The organism is Dactylosporangium sp. CS-033363 (genome assembly GCF_050942475.1).
Taxonomy (GTDB): Bacteria; Actinomycetota; Actinomycetes; order Mycobacteriales; family Micromonosporaceae; genus Dactylosporangium.
The window spans coordinates 562223-579064 of the sequence record NZ_CP192032.1; the positions used below are offsets into that span (position 1 = coordinate 562223).

Consider the following 16842-nt stretch of genomic DNA (forward strand, 5'->3'; position numbering starts at 1 on the left):
TGTAGGCCCTCACGGTCGCCGGTTCGGCACGCCATCCTGAGTTCGAGTTAGGCTCTACGCCGACTTAATGATATGACGCTCGAACTGTGTGGATTGGACGCTGATACACCCGACCAAACCTGACTAGCAAGGATTCGGCGGAGATAGAGCAATGGCCAGTAACCCGTGGGAGCGGACAATTCCGCAACTCTGAGTCCTTCACCGAAGACCGCTTCAATCATCCGAGAGACCAGGCGTGGACGCTCCGCCTCGCGATCCCGCGAGCCGGGCTCTTGTTCACGCCATCTAAGCCCAGTTAGGGCGTCACGCCGGTTAGATAGCTGCTTATAAAAACTAATACGGCGAGCATCATCAATCAGGCCAATTCGCCACGCGTGCTCGATGATTCCGCTCAGCGACAGTCCATACTCAGCCTTGAGATGCATGATTCCGTTAAGTGTCGGGAAATCCGGCCACTTAGATTTGAGCACTTCGCCAGGAAGCAGAAAGAAGCGCGCGAAATCATGCGCTTGCTGCTCGGCGAGAGAATCTTCCACAACTCCTCGTCGATGCATCACGATGTGGCCAAGCTCGTGCCCAATGGAGAATCGAGTGCGCTCCCAGGAGTCGATGGTCCGCAGCAGCATTAGGGGCCACTCATCGAGTATCGAATCATCCGTCCCGACCCAGCAGCTGAAAGCATCATGTCGAGCGACGTCTGATTCGAAGTCTAGCGATACCACGGGAACGCCAGCGCGCTCAACGGCACGCATGACATGCGGGATTGGGGCGTACAAATCGAGCCCGAAAGCGCGGCGAGTTGCCGATGCAGCGGACTCGGGATCGGAGAAATCGGCAGGCGAAGGAAGAGTAAGCGAAGGTATCTCGACTTTAGAAACCACAGAGGCGAAGATCTCGGCTGACAGTCGCGACCAACTGTGCAACTGCTCCTCTTCGCGTCGGGACATAGACTTTCGCGCGCGAAAAAGAGTGGTTCCGGGCTTAACATGCGCGCTTGATGAGTAAGAGAAAAACGCCAGCGGAAAGGCCAGGGCATTAGCCAGCCTCTCCGCTGTTTCCTCGTTTACATCCGTATAAGTTGCATGCTCAAGGCGAGTTAGCTGAGACGGGGCCAACCCTGCTCGTTGGGCAACGTCCTTTGAGAGCAAAGCCTGAACTACTCGCGCGTCCCGAAGCCGTTCGCCGTAAACGCGAACGTTCATGCTGAATCCGTACCGTCCCTTCGCTGCTCGTCATCCCTGGACTTAACGACCCCACCCAGGTCATCGTCGTCATTGGACGAGCCAGCGGGCGGCTGATACGCCTTTGGCGCCGGCGGCGGCAGTGGCTCCTCCTCGAAGATGACCAACACTTCTTCATCGAGCGAGTCTCGGTCGACTCGCGCAAGCACCGTCGTCTGAAGCTGGTCGTCACGCACGTCCCACAAGATCACCAGCTCACCAGGCAGTCCCACCAGCGAACCCGGCCACTCCTCTGGCGTGAGAGCGATGGTGCGAGGCTTCCGCTTCCGAATCCTAGCGATCACGGCGGGTCGGCCCTCCTCGAGGAAGCGGAGGCGCAAGCCGTCGAACTGTACTACGTCCAGAGACAGGTTCGTGCCTTCGAGGTCAGGCCCCAACTGCTTGCTGAGCCTGCGCCGAACGACCGGCGCAAGCACGTGTCCGGGATGATCGCCCGCGTCGGCCTTGTTGACCTTGCTGAGAGCCGTAGAAGCCTCCTCGGTGCAGTCGAGGAGGTCGCGATGAAGGATCGCCAAGGCGTCCGAGTACGCCGACACGATCGCTTGCACGTGCTGGTTAACGAGTGAAGTCACGGGAGCAATTTTCACATGCCGACTTCACATCGCGAGGGCCGACACGCCGGGCGGCGGCGGCCGAACCTGACGACGGCGACCATGGCCCCGTTCATTTGACGAACATACGTTCGACTGCAGCGGGAGTCAAGATCCGACGGAAAGGTCCGCTTCGTAGCAGCAAGCTGCTGCACGGGAGCTTCCGCGACGGGTGAGACTGCCGAATTTAGCTTTACTGGATCAAGGCGCCTACGGCGCAGCCTGCGCGCGGTCGGCCAGCTCGGCGGGCAAACGGCGCCCGCGCTCCGCGCTGGCGCCGGAAACCCGCCGGCCGGAAGCCCACGCGCAGGCCGGTACTTGCAGCGGCGCCAGGGATGGCCGGGATCGGCTGTACGCCGTCGATGGTTCCGCAGCTCATGACCCCGTTCCGCCGGGCCGCAGACCGTTGCTCCCGCGGACACCGGTCGCTTCGCTCCCTGCCAGCTGATCCAATGGCCGCGCTCTTTGCCTCCGGCGGGGCCTCCAGCCGGGGGCCTCAGGGTTCCGGGTGGGCGCCCCTCCGCACCCCCGTCGTCCAGGCAAAGCCAACGGGCCGGCGACGGGGGCCGCCAAGTGTGGTCGCGGACGTCGCGGTCCGTACTCACGAGGGCAGCCCCCGCCGCCGGCCCGTTCCTCACGAGGTGGACGACGGGTATACGGAGGGGCTGGAGGGGCGCTCAGGAAGTGGTGCGGCGCGCGGCCAAAGCGTCCGTATCGAGGCGGATCGCGAACGGGGCATCCGAACTCAGGATCTCCCCAGCGCCGGCTACCGCGTGCTCGACGTAGTGCTCGCCTTCCAGGCGCAGAAGTCGCAACGTGACCGCGGCCGGGTCCTCCGGCTCGATCAACATGTACCAGTCGATACGCGCGGCGGCGTACAGCTGGATTTTCACCAGCCGGTCCGTTCCGGCGTTGCTCGGGGAGACGATCTCGCCGACCAGGACGACGTCAGCCGCGTCGACCGTCGAGCCATCCTCGACATCTGAGACGACGAGATCCGGGATGACGATGCGGCCGGTTCGCAGGCGGACGTTGACCGCCTCCAGGACCCCTAGCCCGGCATCCGAGGCGCCAGCGTCCATGGCGTTCGCGATGCGGCGGGACAGGATCTGGTGCCGAACCCCCGGCGCCGGACTCACCAGCAGGCTCCCATCGATCAGCTCGACCCGGTTCGGCGTCTCGCCCAGCGCGAAGTACTCGTCCTCGCTCCACGGTCCCGCGTGCTCCAGCACGTCCACGCTCATCGGCGACTCACCCCCGCGAACAAGCGTCCCACGAGCGCCCGCCTAGCAGCGACAGGCGGGCACCCGCTTGGGAGAAATTTGGGAGACGATCTTGCGAAAACGCCACTTGCAGCCCTACGTAGACCGACACGCGCCAACGCCCTGACCAGGGCAATCGCAAGATCGCCCTGGTCGGCATCGCATACTGGCCTAATTCGGGACGAAGAGGCCGTCGGTTCAAATCCGGCTACCCCGACTTCGTAATCAGGGCCGGTTTCCTCACATGAGGGACCGGCCCTGAGTCGTTCCTCGGTCTCGGCATCGGTCAGGCGTGGCCGCAGAGCAGGACGATGAGCATCACGCCGAGGGTGCCGAGTACGAACCAGATGACCGCTGCCCACACCGCCTCCGAAAGGCGTGGCGGCGGCCGCGAATGTCGGGCCACCCGCGGTTGCTAGGGCTGGGTGGGTGACGGTGCGAGGGCGCGCAACCAGCGGCTCAGCGTGGTCACCACCAAGGGCACGTCGGTCACCCTGAACAGCGAATCGGTGTCCGACTCCAGGGAGAAGGGTGGCAGGCCGCCCTCGTAGGACTCGATCTGCAAGTCCGCGTCGGCGCCGGTGAGGGTGAGGAACCAGCCGTTGTCGTCGTCGCCCACGTGGTCCACCGCGAATCGTTCGATGGACAGGTCGGGGAACTCGGCGTACAGGGCGGCGAACACCTCGTCGAGCGGTCCTCCGGTCTTGTGCTCCGCCGACCAGGGGACCGTGCTCCAGCGCTCCGCGGATCGTGACATGGCAGCCTCGCCTCGGTTGAGAAGCTCTCGAGGGGCGAGCATACGGCGATGTGGGACGGTCAGGCGTTCTGGCCGGCGACCGTCCAGCGGGTTTCGAACTTCATGCGTTGGCAGCGGTTGTCCGTCTCCGGGCTCAGGGTCACCGCCGAGCGGAGGACGATCGTGACCTCCGTCGTCGGGGGGATTCGGTACGTCTGCGGGTGGTCGTCGATCGCGTACGCCGGGTTTGGGGCCAGGGTCAGGCGGTCGGTGCAGTACGCCCGCGTTGCCGCATCGTCCGGAGTCGTGCCCGCCGTGACCGACTTTGCCGAGGTGGCCGCCGGCGTGATCGAGGTGATGGTCATGGCCACGTGGTTGGGGTTCGCCACGCGCATGGTGATGTCGGCGCTGTGGCCGGGGAAGAGGCCGTCCTCGCTGTCGAAGATGGATCTCACGGTGGACGGGTCGACCACCAAGGGCTTCAGGTCGCCGGCTCGGCCGTCGCCCGCCTTGGCGTCCGTGGTTTTCATGAGGGTGTCGAAGGCGTAGCCCGACACGCCCATGGTCGTGGCCAACGTCGCTGCCACGAGGACGGTGCGGAGTTCGGCGAGGGTCATGCCGCCGGGGACTCCGTGGGAGCGGGAGCCGGCGGGGCCTCGGTTGCCTCGACCACCGGAGGTTCCGTTGTCGGGGCCGCCTTGGTGGGAGCCGGTGGTGGGCCCATGAGGATGGTGCCGTTCTTGATTTTGTTGGGGTACTGCGTCGGCGAAGGAGCCGGGGGAGTGGTCGAGCGGACGGGGGCAGGGGCAGCCGTCGTGGGCTTGGCCCGAACAGGTGAAGAAGTCGATTCAGGCGCAGCAACAGCAACAACCGATTCAGGCGCAGCAACAACACCAGAAGTGGGCGGGGCGAACTGGGCGGCCTTGCCCAGAACCAGGACGTCCGTGGCGGCCGTCCAGCCAGTACCGGCGCCGGCGGGAGCGGTGGTCCAGGCCAGGGCGGCCATGAAGGCGGTCGCGGCGATGACGAAGTGGCGGGGCTGACGGGGGACGCGCACGACGGGCCTTCCAGAAGCCGGGGAGAGACATCCAGAAGTGTGCGCAGGTCAGGCCGTCCATAACACCGGGTGACCGGCGGGCCCCAAAGCGTCGAGTGGTGTAACTCTCCGGTGTTTCCGCAGCTCACGACGGCAAAAAACCACAAAGGGAGTGACGGCTATAAATCAAGCCGTCACTCCCTGGAGAACTAGTACGACTTCTCCTGGCCAAGCAGGTGCTGGGAGACGAAGTTCAGGATCATTTCGCGGGAGACGGGAGCGATGCGGCCCGCCCGGACTGCGCCCAGCAGGGTGGCCACGCCGTACTCCGTGGTCATGCCGTTGCCGCCCAGGGACTGGATTGCCGTGTCGACCGCCAGGGCGGCGGCCTCCGCGGCGGCGTACTTGGCTATGTTCGCGGCCACGCCCGCCTCCAGGTCGCGGCCGGCGTCGTAGAGAGCGGCCGCCTTCGCCACCATCAGGCGGGCCATCTCGACCTGGATGTACGCGTGGGCCAGCGGGTGCGCGACGCCCTGGTGGCTGCCGATCGGGCGGCCCCACACCGCTCGGGTCGCGGTGTAGGCCGAGGCTCGCTCCAGGGCGTACCGTGCCGTTCCACACGCCATCGCGGCAACTGTGATGCGCTCGGGGTTGAGGCCCGAGAACAATGCGGGGAGGCCCGCTTCAGGGTCCTCGCCGATCAAGGCGCCGGCAGGGACGCGTACGTCGTCCAAGTACAACTGGAACTGGTTCTCGGGGCTGACGATCTCCATGTCGATCTTCGTTGCGGTCAGGCCCGGCGCGTTGGTCGGCACGACGAACAGGGCCGGCTTCAGCTTGCCGGTGCGCTCGTCCTCCAGGCGGGCCACGACCATGACCTTGTCGGACTCGTCGACGCCGGAGATGTAGACCTTGCGGCCGGTCAGGGAGTAGCCGCCCTCGAACGGCTTGGCGACCGTGGTCAGTTTGTGGAAGTTGGAGCCGGCGTCCGGTTCGGTGATGGCGAAGCAGACCTTCAGGGAGCCGGCCGCGAAGCCCGGAAGGAGAGCCTGGCGCTGGGACTCGGTGCCGTGCTTGGCCACGATGGTCGCGGCGATGGCGGGGGAGACGACGAGCAGCAGGAGGGGGGTGCCGGCCGCGGCCAGTTCCTCGCAGACGATCGCGAGCTCGGTGATGCCGCCGCCACCGCCGTCGTACTGTTCGGGGACGCTGACGCCCAGGTAGCCGAGCTTGGCCGCCTCCTGCCAGAGCTCGTCGGAGTGCTCGCCGGCCTTGGCCTTGCGCACGAAGTACTCGTGGCCGAAGCGCTTGCCGAGCTTGGCCACCGCGTCGCGCAGGTCCTGCTGTTGAGGGGTGTAGTCGAAGTCCACGCAAACTCCTACGAGGGGCTATGAGGGGGAGAGCACCGCCAGCAGTGCGCCGGACTCGACCTGCGAGCCGGCCGCGACCCGCAGGTCGCTGATGACGCCGTCGGTGGGGGCGTGCACGGGGTGCTCGAGCTTCATCGCCTCCACCGTGAGCAGCAGGTCGCCGGCCGCGACCCGCTGGCCGGGGACCACGAGCACCCGGCCGACGGCGCCCGGCAGCGGCGCGACCAGGGAGCCTTCCGGCTGGTCGGGCACCGGCAGCGGGTACCGCGGCAGCTCCGTCAGCGCCACCGAGCCCTCGGGACTGTCCACGAAGGACACTCCCTCGACCTCGTGCACCGCGAACTGCAGCCGCACGCCGCCGACGTCGAGCACGACCCGGTCGCCGGTGGCGCTGAGGATGGCGGCCGGCGGGTGGTCGGGGGCGCCGGCCGGGTCGAGCGCGGCGCCGGGCAGGCCGACGTCCTCGGGGTCGATGCGGCGCACCGCCCACGCGGCCAGGTCGTTGGCGCGGTCCAGCCGGTAGCCGACCTCGATCGTGCCGGTCGGGCCCTCGTAGACGACGGTCTGCAGGGCGCTGGGCACGTTGCGCCAGCCGGACGGGAGCCCGGGCAGCAGCGCGGTCTTGGCCCGCCGTGCGGCCCCCGCGAGCGCCGCGGCCAGGCACGACAACCGCACCGCGTCCACAGAGGACAGCAGTGGCGCGAAGACCTCGGGGTGACGATCCAAAAAGCCTGTGTCGGTACCGCCCGAAAGAAACGCCGAATGCCGCAGCGTCCGCACCAGCAGGTCGCGGTTGGTCGTCACGCCGTGAATGCGCGCCCGGGCCAGCGCCCCGCCGAGCATCCGGGCCGCCTCGGCGCGGGTCGGCGCCCAGACGATGAGCTTGGCCAGCATCGGGTCGTAGTGCACGCCGATGACGGAGCCGTCCGCGACCCCGGAGTCGAGGCGCAGGCCGGGCCCGGGCAGCGGGGCGAACGAGTTCGTGACGCCGGGGATGTCGAAGCGGTGCAGGGTGCCGGTCGAGGGCATCCAGGCGTATGCGGGGTCCTCGGCGTACAGCCGCACCTCGATCGCGTGCCCGCGCAGCACCGGCGGGCCGTTGAACGGCAGCGGGCCGCCCTCGGCCACGACCAGCTGGAGCCGGACCATGTCGACGCCGACCACGCACTCGGTCACCGGGTGCTCGACCTGCAGCCGGGTGTTCATCTCCAGGAAGAAGAACTCGCCGGTGGGCGCGAGGAGGAACTCGACCGTGCCGGCGCCGACGTACGACACGGCGCGCGCGGCCGCGATCGCCGCCTGGCAGAGCCTCTCGCGCAGCTGCGGGTCGACCGCCGGGGACGGGGTCTCCTCGAGGATCTTCTGGTGCCGCCGCTGGATCGAGCACTCGCGCTCGCCCAGGGGGACCACGTTGCTGTGCGAGTCGGCCATGATCTGGACCTCGATGTGCCGGGCCCGCTCGACGTACCGCTCGCAGAAGACGGTCCCGTCGCCGAACGCGGACGCCGCCTCGTGCCTGGCCGCGGCCACCGCCTCGGCCAGCGAGTCGCGGTCGCGCACGATCCGCATGCCCCGGCCGCCGCCACCCGCGGACGCCTTGACCAGCACCGGGAACGTGTCGACGTCCTCGGGCTCGACGGCCGTGGGCAGCATCGGGACGCCGGCCTCGGCCAGCATCGCCTTGGCCTCCAGCTTCGAGCCCATGATGGCGATCGCCTTGGGCGACGGGCCGACCCAGGTCAGGCCGGCGTCGATGACCGCGCGGGCGAACTCCGCGTTCTCGGACAGGAAGCCGTAGCCGGGGTGCACGGCGTCCGCCCCGCACTTGCGCGCGGCCGCGATGAGCAGATCGCCGCGCAGGTACGTGGCCGTCGGCGCGTTGCCCGGCAGGTGGACCGCGTAGTCCGCCTCGGCCACGTGCGGGGAGTCGGCGTCGGCGTCGGAGTAGACGGCGACCGTCTCGATCCCCATCGCCCGGCAGGTGGCGAACACCCGGCGGGCGATCTCGCCGCGGTTGGCTACCAGCAGCCTTCTGATCACTATGGCTCCCCTAATGCCGGAATACGCCGAAGTTCGCCCGGTCGCCGGTGCCGGCGAGCGCCAGGCACATGCCCAGGACGGTGCGGGTGTCGCGTGGGTCGATCACGCCGTCGTCGTACAGGCGGCCGGACAGGAACAGCGCCGCGGACTCCTGCTCGACCTTGTGCTCGACCATGAACCGCATGGTGCGGTCCTGCTCCTCGTCGTAGGCGTGCCCCTTGGCCTCGGCCGCCTGGCGGGCCACGATCGACAGCACCCCGGCCAGCTGCTGCGGGCCCATCACCGCGGACTTGGCGTTGGGCCAGGTGAACAGGAACCGCGGCTCGAACGCGCGGCCGCACATGCCGTAGTTGCCGGCCCCGTACGACGCGCCGATGTTGATCGTCAGGTGCGGCACCCGCGAGTTCGCCACCGCGTTGATCATGAGCGCGCCGTGCTTGATGATGCCGCCCTGCTCGTACTCGCTGCCGACCATGTAGCCGGTGGTGTTCTGCAGGAAGATCAGCGGGGTGCCGCTCGCGTTGGCCAGCTGGATGAACTGGGCCGCCTTCTGCGCCTCGGCCGAGAACAGCACGCCGCGCACGTTGGCCAGCACGCCGACCCGGTGGCCGTGGATCGCGCCCCAGCCGGTGCACAGCGCCGCCCCGTACGCGGGCTTGAACTCGTCGAACTCGCTGCCGTCGAGCACCCGGGCCAGGATCTCCCGCGGGTCGAAGGGCACCCGCAGGTCGGCCGAGGGGATGCCGAGCAGGTCGTCGGCGTCGAACTTGGGCTCGGCCCCGTAGGTGCGGCCCACGGTGTGGCTGAAGTTGCGCACGCACGAGCGGGCCAGCCGCAGCGCGTCGCGCTCGTCCTCGGCGATGTAGTCGGCCAGCCCCGAGCGGGTGCCGTGCATGATCGCGCCGCCCAGCGTCTCGTCGTCGACCGTCTCGCCGGTGGCCATCTTGACCAGCGGCGGCCCGGCCAGGAACACCTTGGCCCGGTCGCGCACGAAGATCGTGTAGTCGGACATGCCGGGGACGTACGCGCCGCCCGCCGTCGCGTTGCCGAAGACCACGGCCACGGTCGGGATCCGGTCCGCCGAGAGCCGGGTCAGGTCGCGGAACGCGGCGCCGCCCGGGATGAAGATCTCGGCCTGCTGCGGCAGGTCGGCCCCGCCGGACTCGACCAGGTTGATCAGGGGCAGCCGGTTCTCGCGGGCGATCTGGGACGCGCGCTGGGTCTTCTTGAGCGAGAACGGGTTCACCGCGCCGCCGCGTACCGTCGGATCGTTGGCCACGATCACGCACGGGACGCCCTCGACGACCCCGATGCCGGCCACCACGCTCGCGCCGACCGGGTAGTCGGTGCCCCAGGCCGCGACCGGGCAGATCTCCAGGAACGGCGAGTCGCGGTCGATCAGCAGCTCGATGCGCTCGCGCGGCAGGAGCTTGCCGCGCGCGTGGTGGCGGGCGATGTACTTGTCGCCCCCGCCGCCGCGGGCCTGCCGCAGCGCCGACTCCAGCTCCGTCAGCCGCTCGAGCATGGCCGCCCGGTTCTCCGAGTAGGCCGCGCCCCGCGGGTCGAGGTTGCTCGTCAGGACCGGCATGGCCTCAGACCCCCAACTGCTTCGCGATGATCTCGTTCATGATCTCCGTGGTCCCGCCGCCGATGCCCAGGATCCGAGCGTCGCGGTAGTGGCGCTCGACCTCGGCGTCGCGGACGTACCCCAGGCCGCCGTGCAACTGCACGGCCTGGTCGACGACGTGGTCGCAGGTCGCGACCGCGGTGTTCTTCGCCATCGCCACCTCCGTAACGAGCCGCTCGCCGCTTGCGACACGGACGGCGACGTGGCGGACGTAGGTCCGGGCCACCTCCACCTGCCGCGCCATCTCGGCGAGCCGGTGCCGGACGAGTTGCCGGCTGGACAGCGGGCGGCCGAACGTGTGCCGGTCCCTCGCCCAGGCCAGGGTGAGGTCCAGGCAGCGCTGGGCGGTGGCGTACGCCTGCACCGCCAGCGTGATCCGCTCGGTCGCGAAGTGGGTCATGAGCTCGGGAAACCCGCCCACGACGTGGTCCTTGGGCACCCGCACGTCCACGAACGCCAGCTCGGCCGTGTCCGAGCAGTGCCAGCCCATCTTCTCCAGCCGCCGGGTGACCTGGAAGTCCTCGATCACCAGCAGCCGGAACCCGTCCTCGGTCCGCACGGCCGTGGTCGCGAAGTCGGCCCGCGCCCCGCTGGTGATGAACGTCTTCGACCCGTTCACCAGGTAGTGATCGCCCTGGTCGACGGCGGTCGTGCGGATGCCGGCCACGTCGGACCCGCCGCCGGGCTCAGTGACGGCGAGGCAGCCGATCCGCTCCCCGGCCAGCGTCGGCAGCACGAACCGCTCGATCAGGTCGCCGCGCCCGGTGGCCACGATGTGCGGCAGCGCGATCCCGTGCGTGAACAGCGCGGCGACCAGCCCGGACGACCCGCCGGCCTGAATGATCTCCTCGATCACCACGACGGTGTCGACGAGATCCCCTTCGGATCCGCCGACGTCCTCGGCAAACCCGATGCCCAAAATGCCAACCCCCGCAGCGGTACGGTGCAATCTCCGCGGAATCTCGCCCGCCCGCTCCCACTCGTCGAGGTGCGGCACGACCTCACGCTCGACAAAGGCGCGCACAAGCTCACGCAGCCGCCGCCGCTCCTCGGTCTCGAACGGATCGCTCACGGCAGCAACTCCCGAGGCAAGTCGACGACCCGAGAACGCAACCACTCGCCAAGCGCTTTGCCTTGAGGATCGAACCGAGTGCTGGCCGCGACCCCCTCCCCGAGAATCCCGCGCACGACAAAGTTCACTGCGCACAGGTTGGGCAGCTCGTACCGTTCGACGCTCAGCTCGCGCGTTTCGGGCAGCAATTCCTGAAGCCGCTTGGGCGTCAGATAATCCCGCAGCCACGCATATGCCTGCTCGCTCCGCCCCCAAACGCCGATGTTCGCGTCGCCGCCCTTGTCTCCCGAGCGGGCGCCGAACACCTCGCCCAATGGTGCTGGGACGAAATATCCAGACGCTGGCGCGTCCGGATATTTCGGACTTATCACCATATTGCCGGGCGCGGTGCGCGACGGCGGCAAGATCACCTCGCGGGTGCCGTCGGGCAGGACGGCGACGTGCTCGACCGCGGTCTGCGCGATGAAGTGGCCGGTGAACACGCCAAACGGGGTGGCGTCGCCGGGCGGGGCGGTGAGGGCCAGCCCCGGGTACGAGGCCAGCGCCAGCTCCACCGCAGCCTGCGAGAACGGCCGGCCCGCCCGCTTGGCGTCGGCGTCCTTGATCGACACGGTGAGCAGCGCGCTCGCCGCCGCCTCGCTCGGCGCATCCGCGCGGTCGGTGCGGGCGAGGGTGAACTCCAGGCCGTCGGGGCCGAGGGAATCGAGAAGCTGTTGCCGTACCAGAGCGGCCTTTTCCTCGATTTTCAGACCACACAGCACGAAGGTCATCGCGTTGCGGAAGCCGCCGAGGGTGTTGACGCCGACCTTGAGCTCCGGCGGGGGCGGGGCACCGCGCGCGCCCGAGATGCGCACGCGGTCCGGGCCGTCGGCGGCCAGTGTGATCGAGCCGAAGTCGGTGACCACGTCGGGGCCTGGATAAGCCGGAGCGCCGATCTCGTACAGCAGCTGCGCCGTCACCGTCTCCACCGTCACCGCCCCGCCGGTACCCGGGTGCTTGGTGATCACCGCCGAGCCGTCGGCGTGCAGCTCGGCGAGGGGGAAGCCGGGGCGGCGGGCGCCGTCGGGCAGCTCGGTGAAGAACGCGAAGTTGCCGCCGGTGGCCTGGGCACCGCACTCCAGCACGTGGCCGGCGACCGTGGCCCCGGCGAGCGCGTCGAGGTCGTCCCGGGTCCAGCCGAAGCGGGCGATGCCGGGGCCGACGACCAGCGAGGCGTCGGTGACCCGGCCGGTGACCACGATGTCCGCGCCGGCGTTCAGGCATGCCGCGATGCCGAAGGCGCCGAGGTACGCGTTCGCCGTCAGGCCCGGCACCTGCGCGGTCACGTCGTCGCCTTCCACGTGGGCGACGGCGATCTCCAGTCCCAGCCGCGCGGCGAGGGCCTTGATGGCGTCGGCGAGGCCGGCGGGGTTGAGTCCGCCGGCGTTGGTCACGAGGCGGATGTTGGAGGCTTTTGCGGTACCGATGACGGCTTCCAATTGGCGCAGGAAGGTCTTCGCGTAGCCGGTGGACGGGTCCTTCATCCGGTCGCGGCCGAGGATGAGCATCGTGAGTTCGGCCAGGTAGTCGCCGGTGAGCACGTCGAGCTCGCCGCCGTCGAGCATCTCCTGCCAGGCCGTGTTTCTGTCGCCGTAGAAGCCGGAGGCGTTGCCGACCCGGAGTGGCGCTGTCATCGGGCTTTCGCCTTCGGCTCGCGCTTGTGGCCGGGCGGGCCGGCGAAGGCCTGGGCGACGGTCAGCCAGTCGGCCGCGTGGTCGCCGGTCGCCTGCAGGGCCAGGTCGGCCGGGTGGCGGCGCTGGGTGACGAGGAGGCAGAAGTCCAGGATCGGGCCGGTCACGCGGTCGGGCGCGCCTTCCGGGCCGAACGCGAGCAGGCCCCCGCCGGGCAGGGTCAGCTCGACGCGGAACGGTTCGGCGGGAGCGGGCCGGCCGTGGCTCTCGAAGCCGTGGCCGATGGTGCGGTACCCGATAAAAGCGACATGTCGCAAACGCCCGGTCGGCCGCAGGTGGTCCTGCGCGAGCTCCGGGAACGTCTCGGCGATGTCCCGGCCGTGCGCCCAGGTCTCCATCATCCGGCCGGTCGCGCTCGACGCCGGCGACATCGCGGTGCCGAACCAGGGCCGCTTCTCGCCCGGCGGAACGTGGCGGAGGGCCTCGGCCAGCGCCTTGCGCCCGGCCCGCCAGCGGGGGAGCAGCTCGTCGGGCGGGGCGACGCCGGCGGCCGCGGCCCGGTCGACGAAGGTGTGCGGGTCGTCGATCTCGCTGAGCCGCGCGAAGAAGGCGGCCGGGTCGGTGTTGGCGAGGGCGGCCGCCTCGTCGGTCCAGTGCAGGTGGGCGATCTGGTGCGCGACGGTCCAGCCCGCGGCCGCCGTCGGCCGGCTCCACTGCTGGGTGTCCAGGCCACTGACTAGCCGGTCCAGCGACTCGGACTCCGCCGCCAGGTCTTGCAGCACCTCGTCGAGCTGCATTCGCGCCTCCGTCTACAGGATGTCGTCGAGTTGGCGTTTCCACGCCGCGAGGAGCTGGGTGCGGCGCGGGGTGTCGTCGGTGAGCAGGTTCGCGACGCCGAGGCCGCGGAGGAGGTCGAGCGTCGCCTGTACCGCTTCCCGCACGCCCGGCCGCGACTCGTCCGCGCCCAGCACGTCGACGGTGAGCCGGTGCATCTCGCGGCCGACCCGGGCCTCGAGGGGCACCAGGGCGTCGCGGAGTTCCGCATCGGTACGGGCGGCCACCCACACTTCCAGTGCGGCCACGAACAGCGGGCCGGTGAACGCGGCGGCGAGTAGTTCGACGACCCGGTCCAGCCGCTCGGCGCGGTCGCCGGTGAGCTCGGCGGCCTCCTTGCGGATCTCCTCGGCGCGCCGCTCGGCCAGGTGCTGGACGGCGGCGAGGACCAGGGCGGTGCGCGTGGGGTAGTGGTGCAGCTGGGCGCCGCGGGAGACGCCGGCGCGCTCGGCGATGACCGTGGTGGTGGCGCCGGACCAGCCGTACTCGTACAGGCACTCGACGGTGGCCTCGAGCAGGCGGCGCTGCGTGATTCGGCTGCGCTCCTGCATGGGTCCAGCCTGCTCGTCGCAAAACAAACAGTCAAGACTGATTGTTTTGCGATTTGCAAAAAGCCGCCTCTCAGGGCGGCCTTTTGGGGTGTTAGACGCGCGCGCGGCGGGCGAGGCGCTCCGGGTCCATGATGATCACGCTCTTGCCGTCCAGCCGCAGCCAGCCGCGGGAGGCGAAGTCGGCCAGGGCCTTGTTCACCGTCTCGCGCGAGGCGCCGACGAGCTGGGCCATCTCCTCCTGCGTGAGGTCGTGGTTGACCCGCAGCACGCCGCCGTCGCGGGTGCCGAAGCGGCCGGCCATCTGCAGCAGCGTCTTGGCCACGCGGCCGGGCACGTCGGTGAAGATGAGGTCGGCCAGCGAGTCGTTGGTGCGGCGCAGGCGGCGGGCCAGCACGCGCAGCAGCTGCTCGGCGATCTCCGGGCGGTTGGTCAGCCAGGGCCGCAGCGCCTGCTTGCGCAGCCGGGCGAGCCGGGTGTCGAGCACGGCGGTGGCGGTCGCGGTCCGCGGACCGGGGTCGAACAGCGAGAGCTCGCCGACCATGTCGCTCGGGCCCATCACGGCGATCAGGTTCTGCCGGCCGTCGGCCGCGCGGCGCCCGACCTTGATCTTGCCGGACAGCACGATGTAGAGACTGTCGCCGGGCTCGCCCTCGCTGAACACGACCTCGCCCTTGCGGACGTCGATCGTCTCCATCTCCTTGGCGAGCGATTCCGCGGCGTCGGCCTCGACCCCCTGGAAAATCCCGCTCCGCGCCAGTACCTCGTCCATCGCGTCCACCTCTATCAGTCGGCCGAACGCCAGTTTATGCATACGGGGTCGGTTCTCCGACGGTGGGCGGCCGGGATAGTACTCCGCGACCTGCGGCGGGGCAGTAGTCCTGAAGGGCGGCGCCCCGTTCGCGGGGGTGCGATATCTTCGCGTCGGACACGACTGCCCGTACTCGCCGTGGGCGCGGGCGTTGCCGAGTGGTGGAGTGGATCGCATGACGGTGTACGGCGCCGGGCCCTCTCGCTGGCCCGACGATGAGCCGGAGCGTGGCACGACGCCCCCGCAACGTGATCAACCGTCGGGCCGTGACCCGGGTTACGGGTCCGGTACGGGGCGTTTCGACGGATTTGCGGCGGGTCGCACCCAGCGCGCCGAACACCCGAATCAGCCCGAGCCCGGCTCCGGCAACATTTGGGGCGGCGACCGCACCGGGCCGGTCGGCGACCGTACCGGCTCCGTCTACGGCGCCCCGCCGGTCCAGCCCCTCTACGGCGGCGGCCGCGAGCCGATCCCCGGCCCGCAGCGCCCGGAGGACCTGTACAACGCCAGGGCGTACGAACCCGAGGAGCGCGCGGGCCGGCGGAAGCTGCCGCTGCCCGGCGAGGCCCCGGCCCCCCGCAGCGGCGGCGGCCGGCGCACCGCGATCATCCTGGGCGCCGTGGCCGCGGTGGTCATCGGCGCCGGTACCGCGGGCGCGGCCACCTTCCTCGGCGGCGGCGACGACAAGCCGGCCGCGAGCCAGGGCCCGGCCGCGCAGGCTCCGGTCGGCGACGGCTCCTCCTCCCCGGCGGGCGGCTCCTCGGCGCCCGGCGGCGCGGTGCCCGGCCCGGCGGAGGGCATCACGCTCAGCGCCACCGGCGACATCGTCATGGGCATGGCCCCCGGCGGGCTGCCGCCGAACAACGGCAAGGGCTTCTTCGACCCGGTGAAGAAGTACCTCGCGGCCGACTTCCAGATGGGCAACCTCGAGCAGGTCCTGACCGACGACACCGGTGTGGGCAAGTGCTCGGCCGACAGCGCGGGCAAGACGTGCTTCGCGTTCCGGACCCCGCCCGGGTACGTCCAGAACCTCACCGACGCCGGCTTCAAAATGATGAACATGGCCAACAACCACGCCTACGACTACGGCGAGGTGGGCTACAAGAACTCCCAGAAGGCGCTGGACGGGGCCGGCATCAAGTACACCGGCTGGCCGGGCGACATCTCCGTCGGCGAGGCCAAGGGCGTGAAGATCGCCGTGATCGGGTTCGCCTCCTACAAGTGGTCGAACCTCTGCTCCGACCTCGACGCCGCCGAGAAGATCGTCAAGGAGGCCACGACCAAGGCCGACCTGGTCGTCGTGCAGGTGCACATGGGCGCCGAGGGCTCCGACAAGACGCACGCCAAGGACCAGACCGAGATGTTCCTCGGCGAGAACCGCTGCAACCCGGTCGCCTTCAGCCACCGCGTCATCGACGCCGGCGCCGACCTGGTCGTGGGCCACGGCCCGCACGTGATGCGCGCGATGGAGTTCTACAAGGGCCGGCTGATCGCCTACAGCCTGGGCAACTTCGCGGGCTACCGGGCGCTGTCCTACAACGGCACCGTCGGCATCGGCGGCGTGCTCAAGGTGACGCTCCTTGGCGACGGTACGTTCAAGGGCGGCTCGCTGACCGCGACGTACATGGTGTCGCCGGGGCTGCCGCAGCCCGACCCGAAGAAGCAGGCCATTCCGTTCGTCTCCAACCTGACGAAGCAGGACTTCCCGAACAGCGGGGCGGTCATCGCGCAGGACGGCACGATCACGGCTCCCGCTGCTTAGCGTTCGGGGTTCTCGTCCGATAAGTCGGGCGCTGGCGCGCCGCGACTTATCGGAAATTTCGTATACGCGCCGTTTGTCCGAATCGACACTTGATTGACCCAAGCTTCGGTTGCCCCGCGCGGGCGGCGGAGCAGGGCGTTGATTGGCGCGGGCATCGGCCGGGCGGCCGACGGGCGGGTCGCTCGATCGGGCGGGCGAGCGGCGCGACGTATTGTCGTGGCGTGACCGAGACCGCGTTGGCGT

General features: G+C 69.6%; 14 protein-coding genes. 1 reads left to right on the forward strand and 13 read right to left on the reverse strand.

Features of this window, described 5'->3' with window-relative positions; genetic code table 11:
* Positions 1–47: 47 nt before the first annotated feature.
* From ACQPZ4_RS02655 to ACQPZ4_RS02715, 13 genes are all read right to left on the reverse strand, one after another.
* The gene (locus ACQPZ4_RS02655) at positions 48–1202 is read right to left on the reverse strand and encodes an XRE family transcriptional regulator (RefSeq protein ID WP_433055556.1); all 1155 of its coding nucleotides are present in this window, start codon (positions 1200–1202) and stop codon (positions 48–50) included.
* Entirely contained in the window at positions 1199–1813 is a 615-nt protein-coding gene (locus ACQPZ4_RS02660) for a hypothetical protein (protein ID WP_433055559.1), read from the reverse strand. Before ACQPZ4_RS02660 ends, ACQPZ4_RS02655 begins: the two co-directional genes overlap by 4 nt.
* Before the next feature lie 695 nt (positions 1814–2508).
* Entirely contained in the window at positions 2509–3075 is a 567-nt protein-coding gene (locus tag ACQPZ4_RS02665) for a Uma2 family endonuclease (protein WP_433055562.1), read from the reverse strand.
* 433 nt (positions 3076–3508) lie between these two features.
* Positions 3509–3850: a hypothetical protein gene (locus ACQPZ4_RS02670; RefSeq protein ID WP_433055565.1), complete on the reverse strand. Its 342-nt coding sequence runs from the start codon at positions 3848–3850 to the stop codon at positions 3509–3511.
* Between the two features lie 59 nt (positions 3851–3909).
* Positions 3910–4446, reverse strand: a complete 537-nt coding sequence (locus ACQPZ4_RS02675) for a hypothetical protein (protein ID WP_433055568.1) — start codon at positions 4444–4446, stop codon at positions 3910–3912.
* Positions 4447–5074: 628 nt separating this feature from the next.
* Positions 5075–6235, reverse strand: a complete 1161-nt coding sequence (locus ACQPZ4_RS02680) for an acyl-CoA dehydrogenase family protein (protein ID WP_433055571.1) — start codon at positions 6233–6235, stop codon at positions 5075–5077.
* A gap of 18 nt (positions 6236–6253) precedes the next feature.
* Positions 6254–8275, reverse strand: coding sequence for a biotin carboxylase N-terminal domain-containing protein (locus ACQPZ4_RS02685; protein WP_433055574.1), 2022 nt, complete (start codon positions 8273–8275; stop codon positions 6254–6256).
* Between the two features lie 10 nt (positions 8276–8285).
* Positions 8286–9863, reverse strand: coding sequence for an acyl-CoA carboxylase subunit beta (locus ACQPZ4_RS02690; RefSeq protein ID WP_433055577.1), 1578 nt, complete (start codon positions 9861–9863; stop codon positions 8286–8288).
* Positions 9864–9867: 4 nt separating this feature from the next.
* Entirely contained in the window at positions 9868–10974 is a 1107-nt protein-coding gene (locus ACQPZ4_RS02695; protein ID WP_433055580.1) for an acyl-CoA dehydrogenase family protein, read from the reverse strand.
* Positions 10971–12647 (reverse strand): acyclic terpene utilization AtuA family protein, encoded by a 1677-nt coding sequence (locus ACQPZ4_RS02700; RefSeq protein ID WP_433055583.1) that lies wholly within the window; start codon positions 12645–12647, stop codon positions 10971–10973. The genes ACQPZ4_RS02695 and ACQPZ4_RS02700 overlap by 4 nt, the downstream gene beginning before the upstream one ends.
* On the reverse strand, positions 12644–13441 hold the full coding sequence (locus tag ACQPZ4_RS02705; RefSeq protein ID WP_433055586.1) for a TIGR03084 family metal-binding protein: 798 nt from the start codon (positions 13439–13441) through the stop codon (positions 12644–12646). Before ACQPZ4_RS02705 ends, ACQPZ4_RS02700 begins: the two co-directional genes overlap by 4 nt.
* A gap of 12 nt (positions 13442–13453) precedes the next feature.
* The gene (locus ACQPZ4_RS02710; protein WP_433055589.1) at positions 13454–14029 is read right to left on the reverse strand and encodes a TetR/AcrR family transcriptional regulator; all 576 of its coding nucleotides are present in this window, start codon (positions 14027–14029) and stop codon (positions 13454–13456) included.
* A 91-nt stretch (positions 14030–14120) separates the two neighbouring features.
* Positions 14121–14798 (reverse strand): Crp/Fnr family transcriptional regulator, encoded by a 678-nt coding sequence (locus ACQPZ4_RS02715; RefSeq protein WP_426509797.1) that lies wholly within the window; start codon positions 14796–14798, stop codon positions 14121–14123.
* 592 nt (positions 14799–15390) lie between these two features.
* On the opposite strand from ACQPZ4_RS02715, the gene ACQPZ4_RS02720 reads away from it, so the two are divergent.
* Complete coding sequence (locus ACQPZ4_RS02720; protein ID WP_433066173.1) at positions 15391–16599, forward strand: CapA family protein; 1209 nt, start codon at positions 15391–15393, stop codon at positions 16597–16599.
* The last annotated feature ends 243 nt before the right edge of the window (positions 16600–16842 follow it).

Coding starts and splice junctions, on each gene's coding strand:
- ACQPZ4_RS02675 (WP_433055568.1), bottom strand. CDS start 4,446: ATGACCCTCGCCGAACTCCGCACCGTCCTCGTGGCAGCGACGTTGGCC.
- ACQPZ4_RS02665 (WP_433055562.1), bottom strand. CDS start 3,075: ATGAGCGTGGACGTGCTGGAGCACGCGGGACCGTGGAGCGAGGACGAG.
- ACQPZ4_RS02670 (WP_433055565.1), bottom strand. CDS start 3,850: ATGTCACGATCCGCGGAGCGCTGGAGCACGGTCCCCTGGTCGGCGGAG.
- ACQPZ4_RS02690 (WP_433055577.1), bottom strand. CDS start 9,863: ATGCCGGTCCTGACGAGCAACCTCGACCCGCGGGGCGCGGCCTACTCG.
- ACQPZ4_RS02700 (WP_433055583.1), bottom strand. CDS start 12,647: ATGACAGCGCCACTCCGGGTCGGCAACGCCTCCGGCTTCTACGGCGAC.
- ACQPZ4_RS02715 (WP_426509797.1), bottom strand. CDS start 14,798: ATGGACGAGGTACTGGCGCGGAGCGGGATTTTCCAGGGGGTCGAGGCC.
- ACQPZ4_RS02705 (WP_433055586.1), bottom strand. CDS start 13,441: ATGCAGCTCGACGAGGTGCTGCAAGACCTGGCGGCGGAGTCCGAGTCG.
- ACQPZ4_RS02655 (WP_433055556.1), bottom strand. CDS start 1,202: ATGAACGTTCGCGTTTACGGCGAACGGCTTCGGGACGCGCGAGTAGTT.
- ACQPZ4_RS02710 (WP_433055589.1), bottom strand. CDS start 14,029: ATGCAGGAGCGCAGCCGAATCACGCAGCGCCGCCTGCTCGAGGCCACC.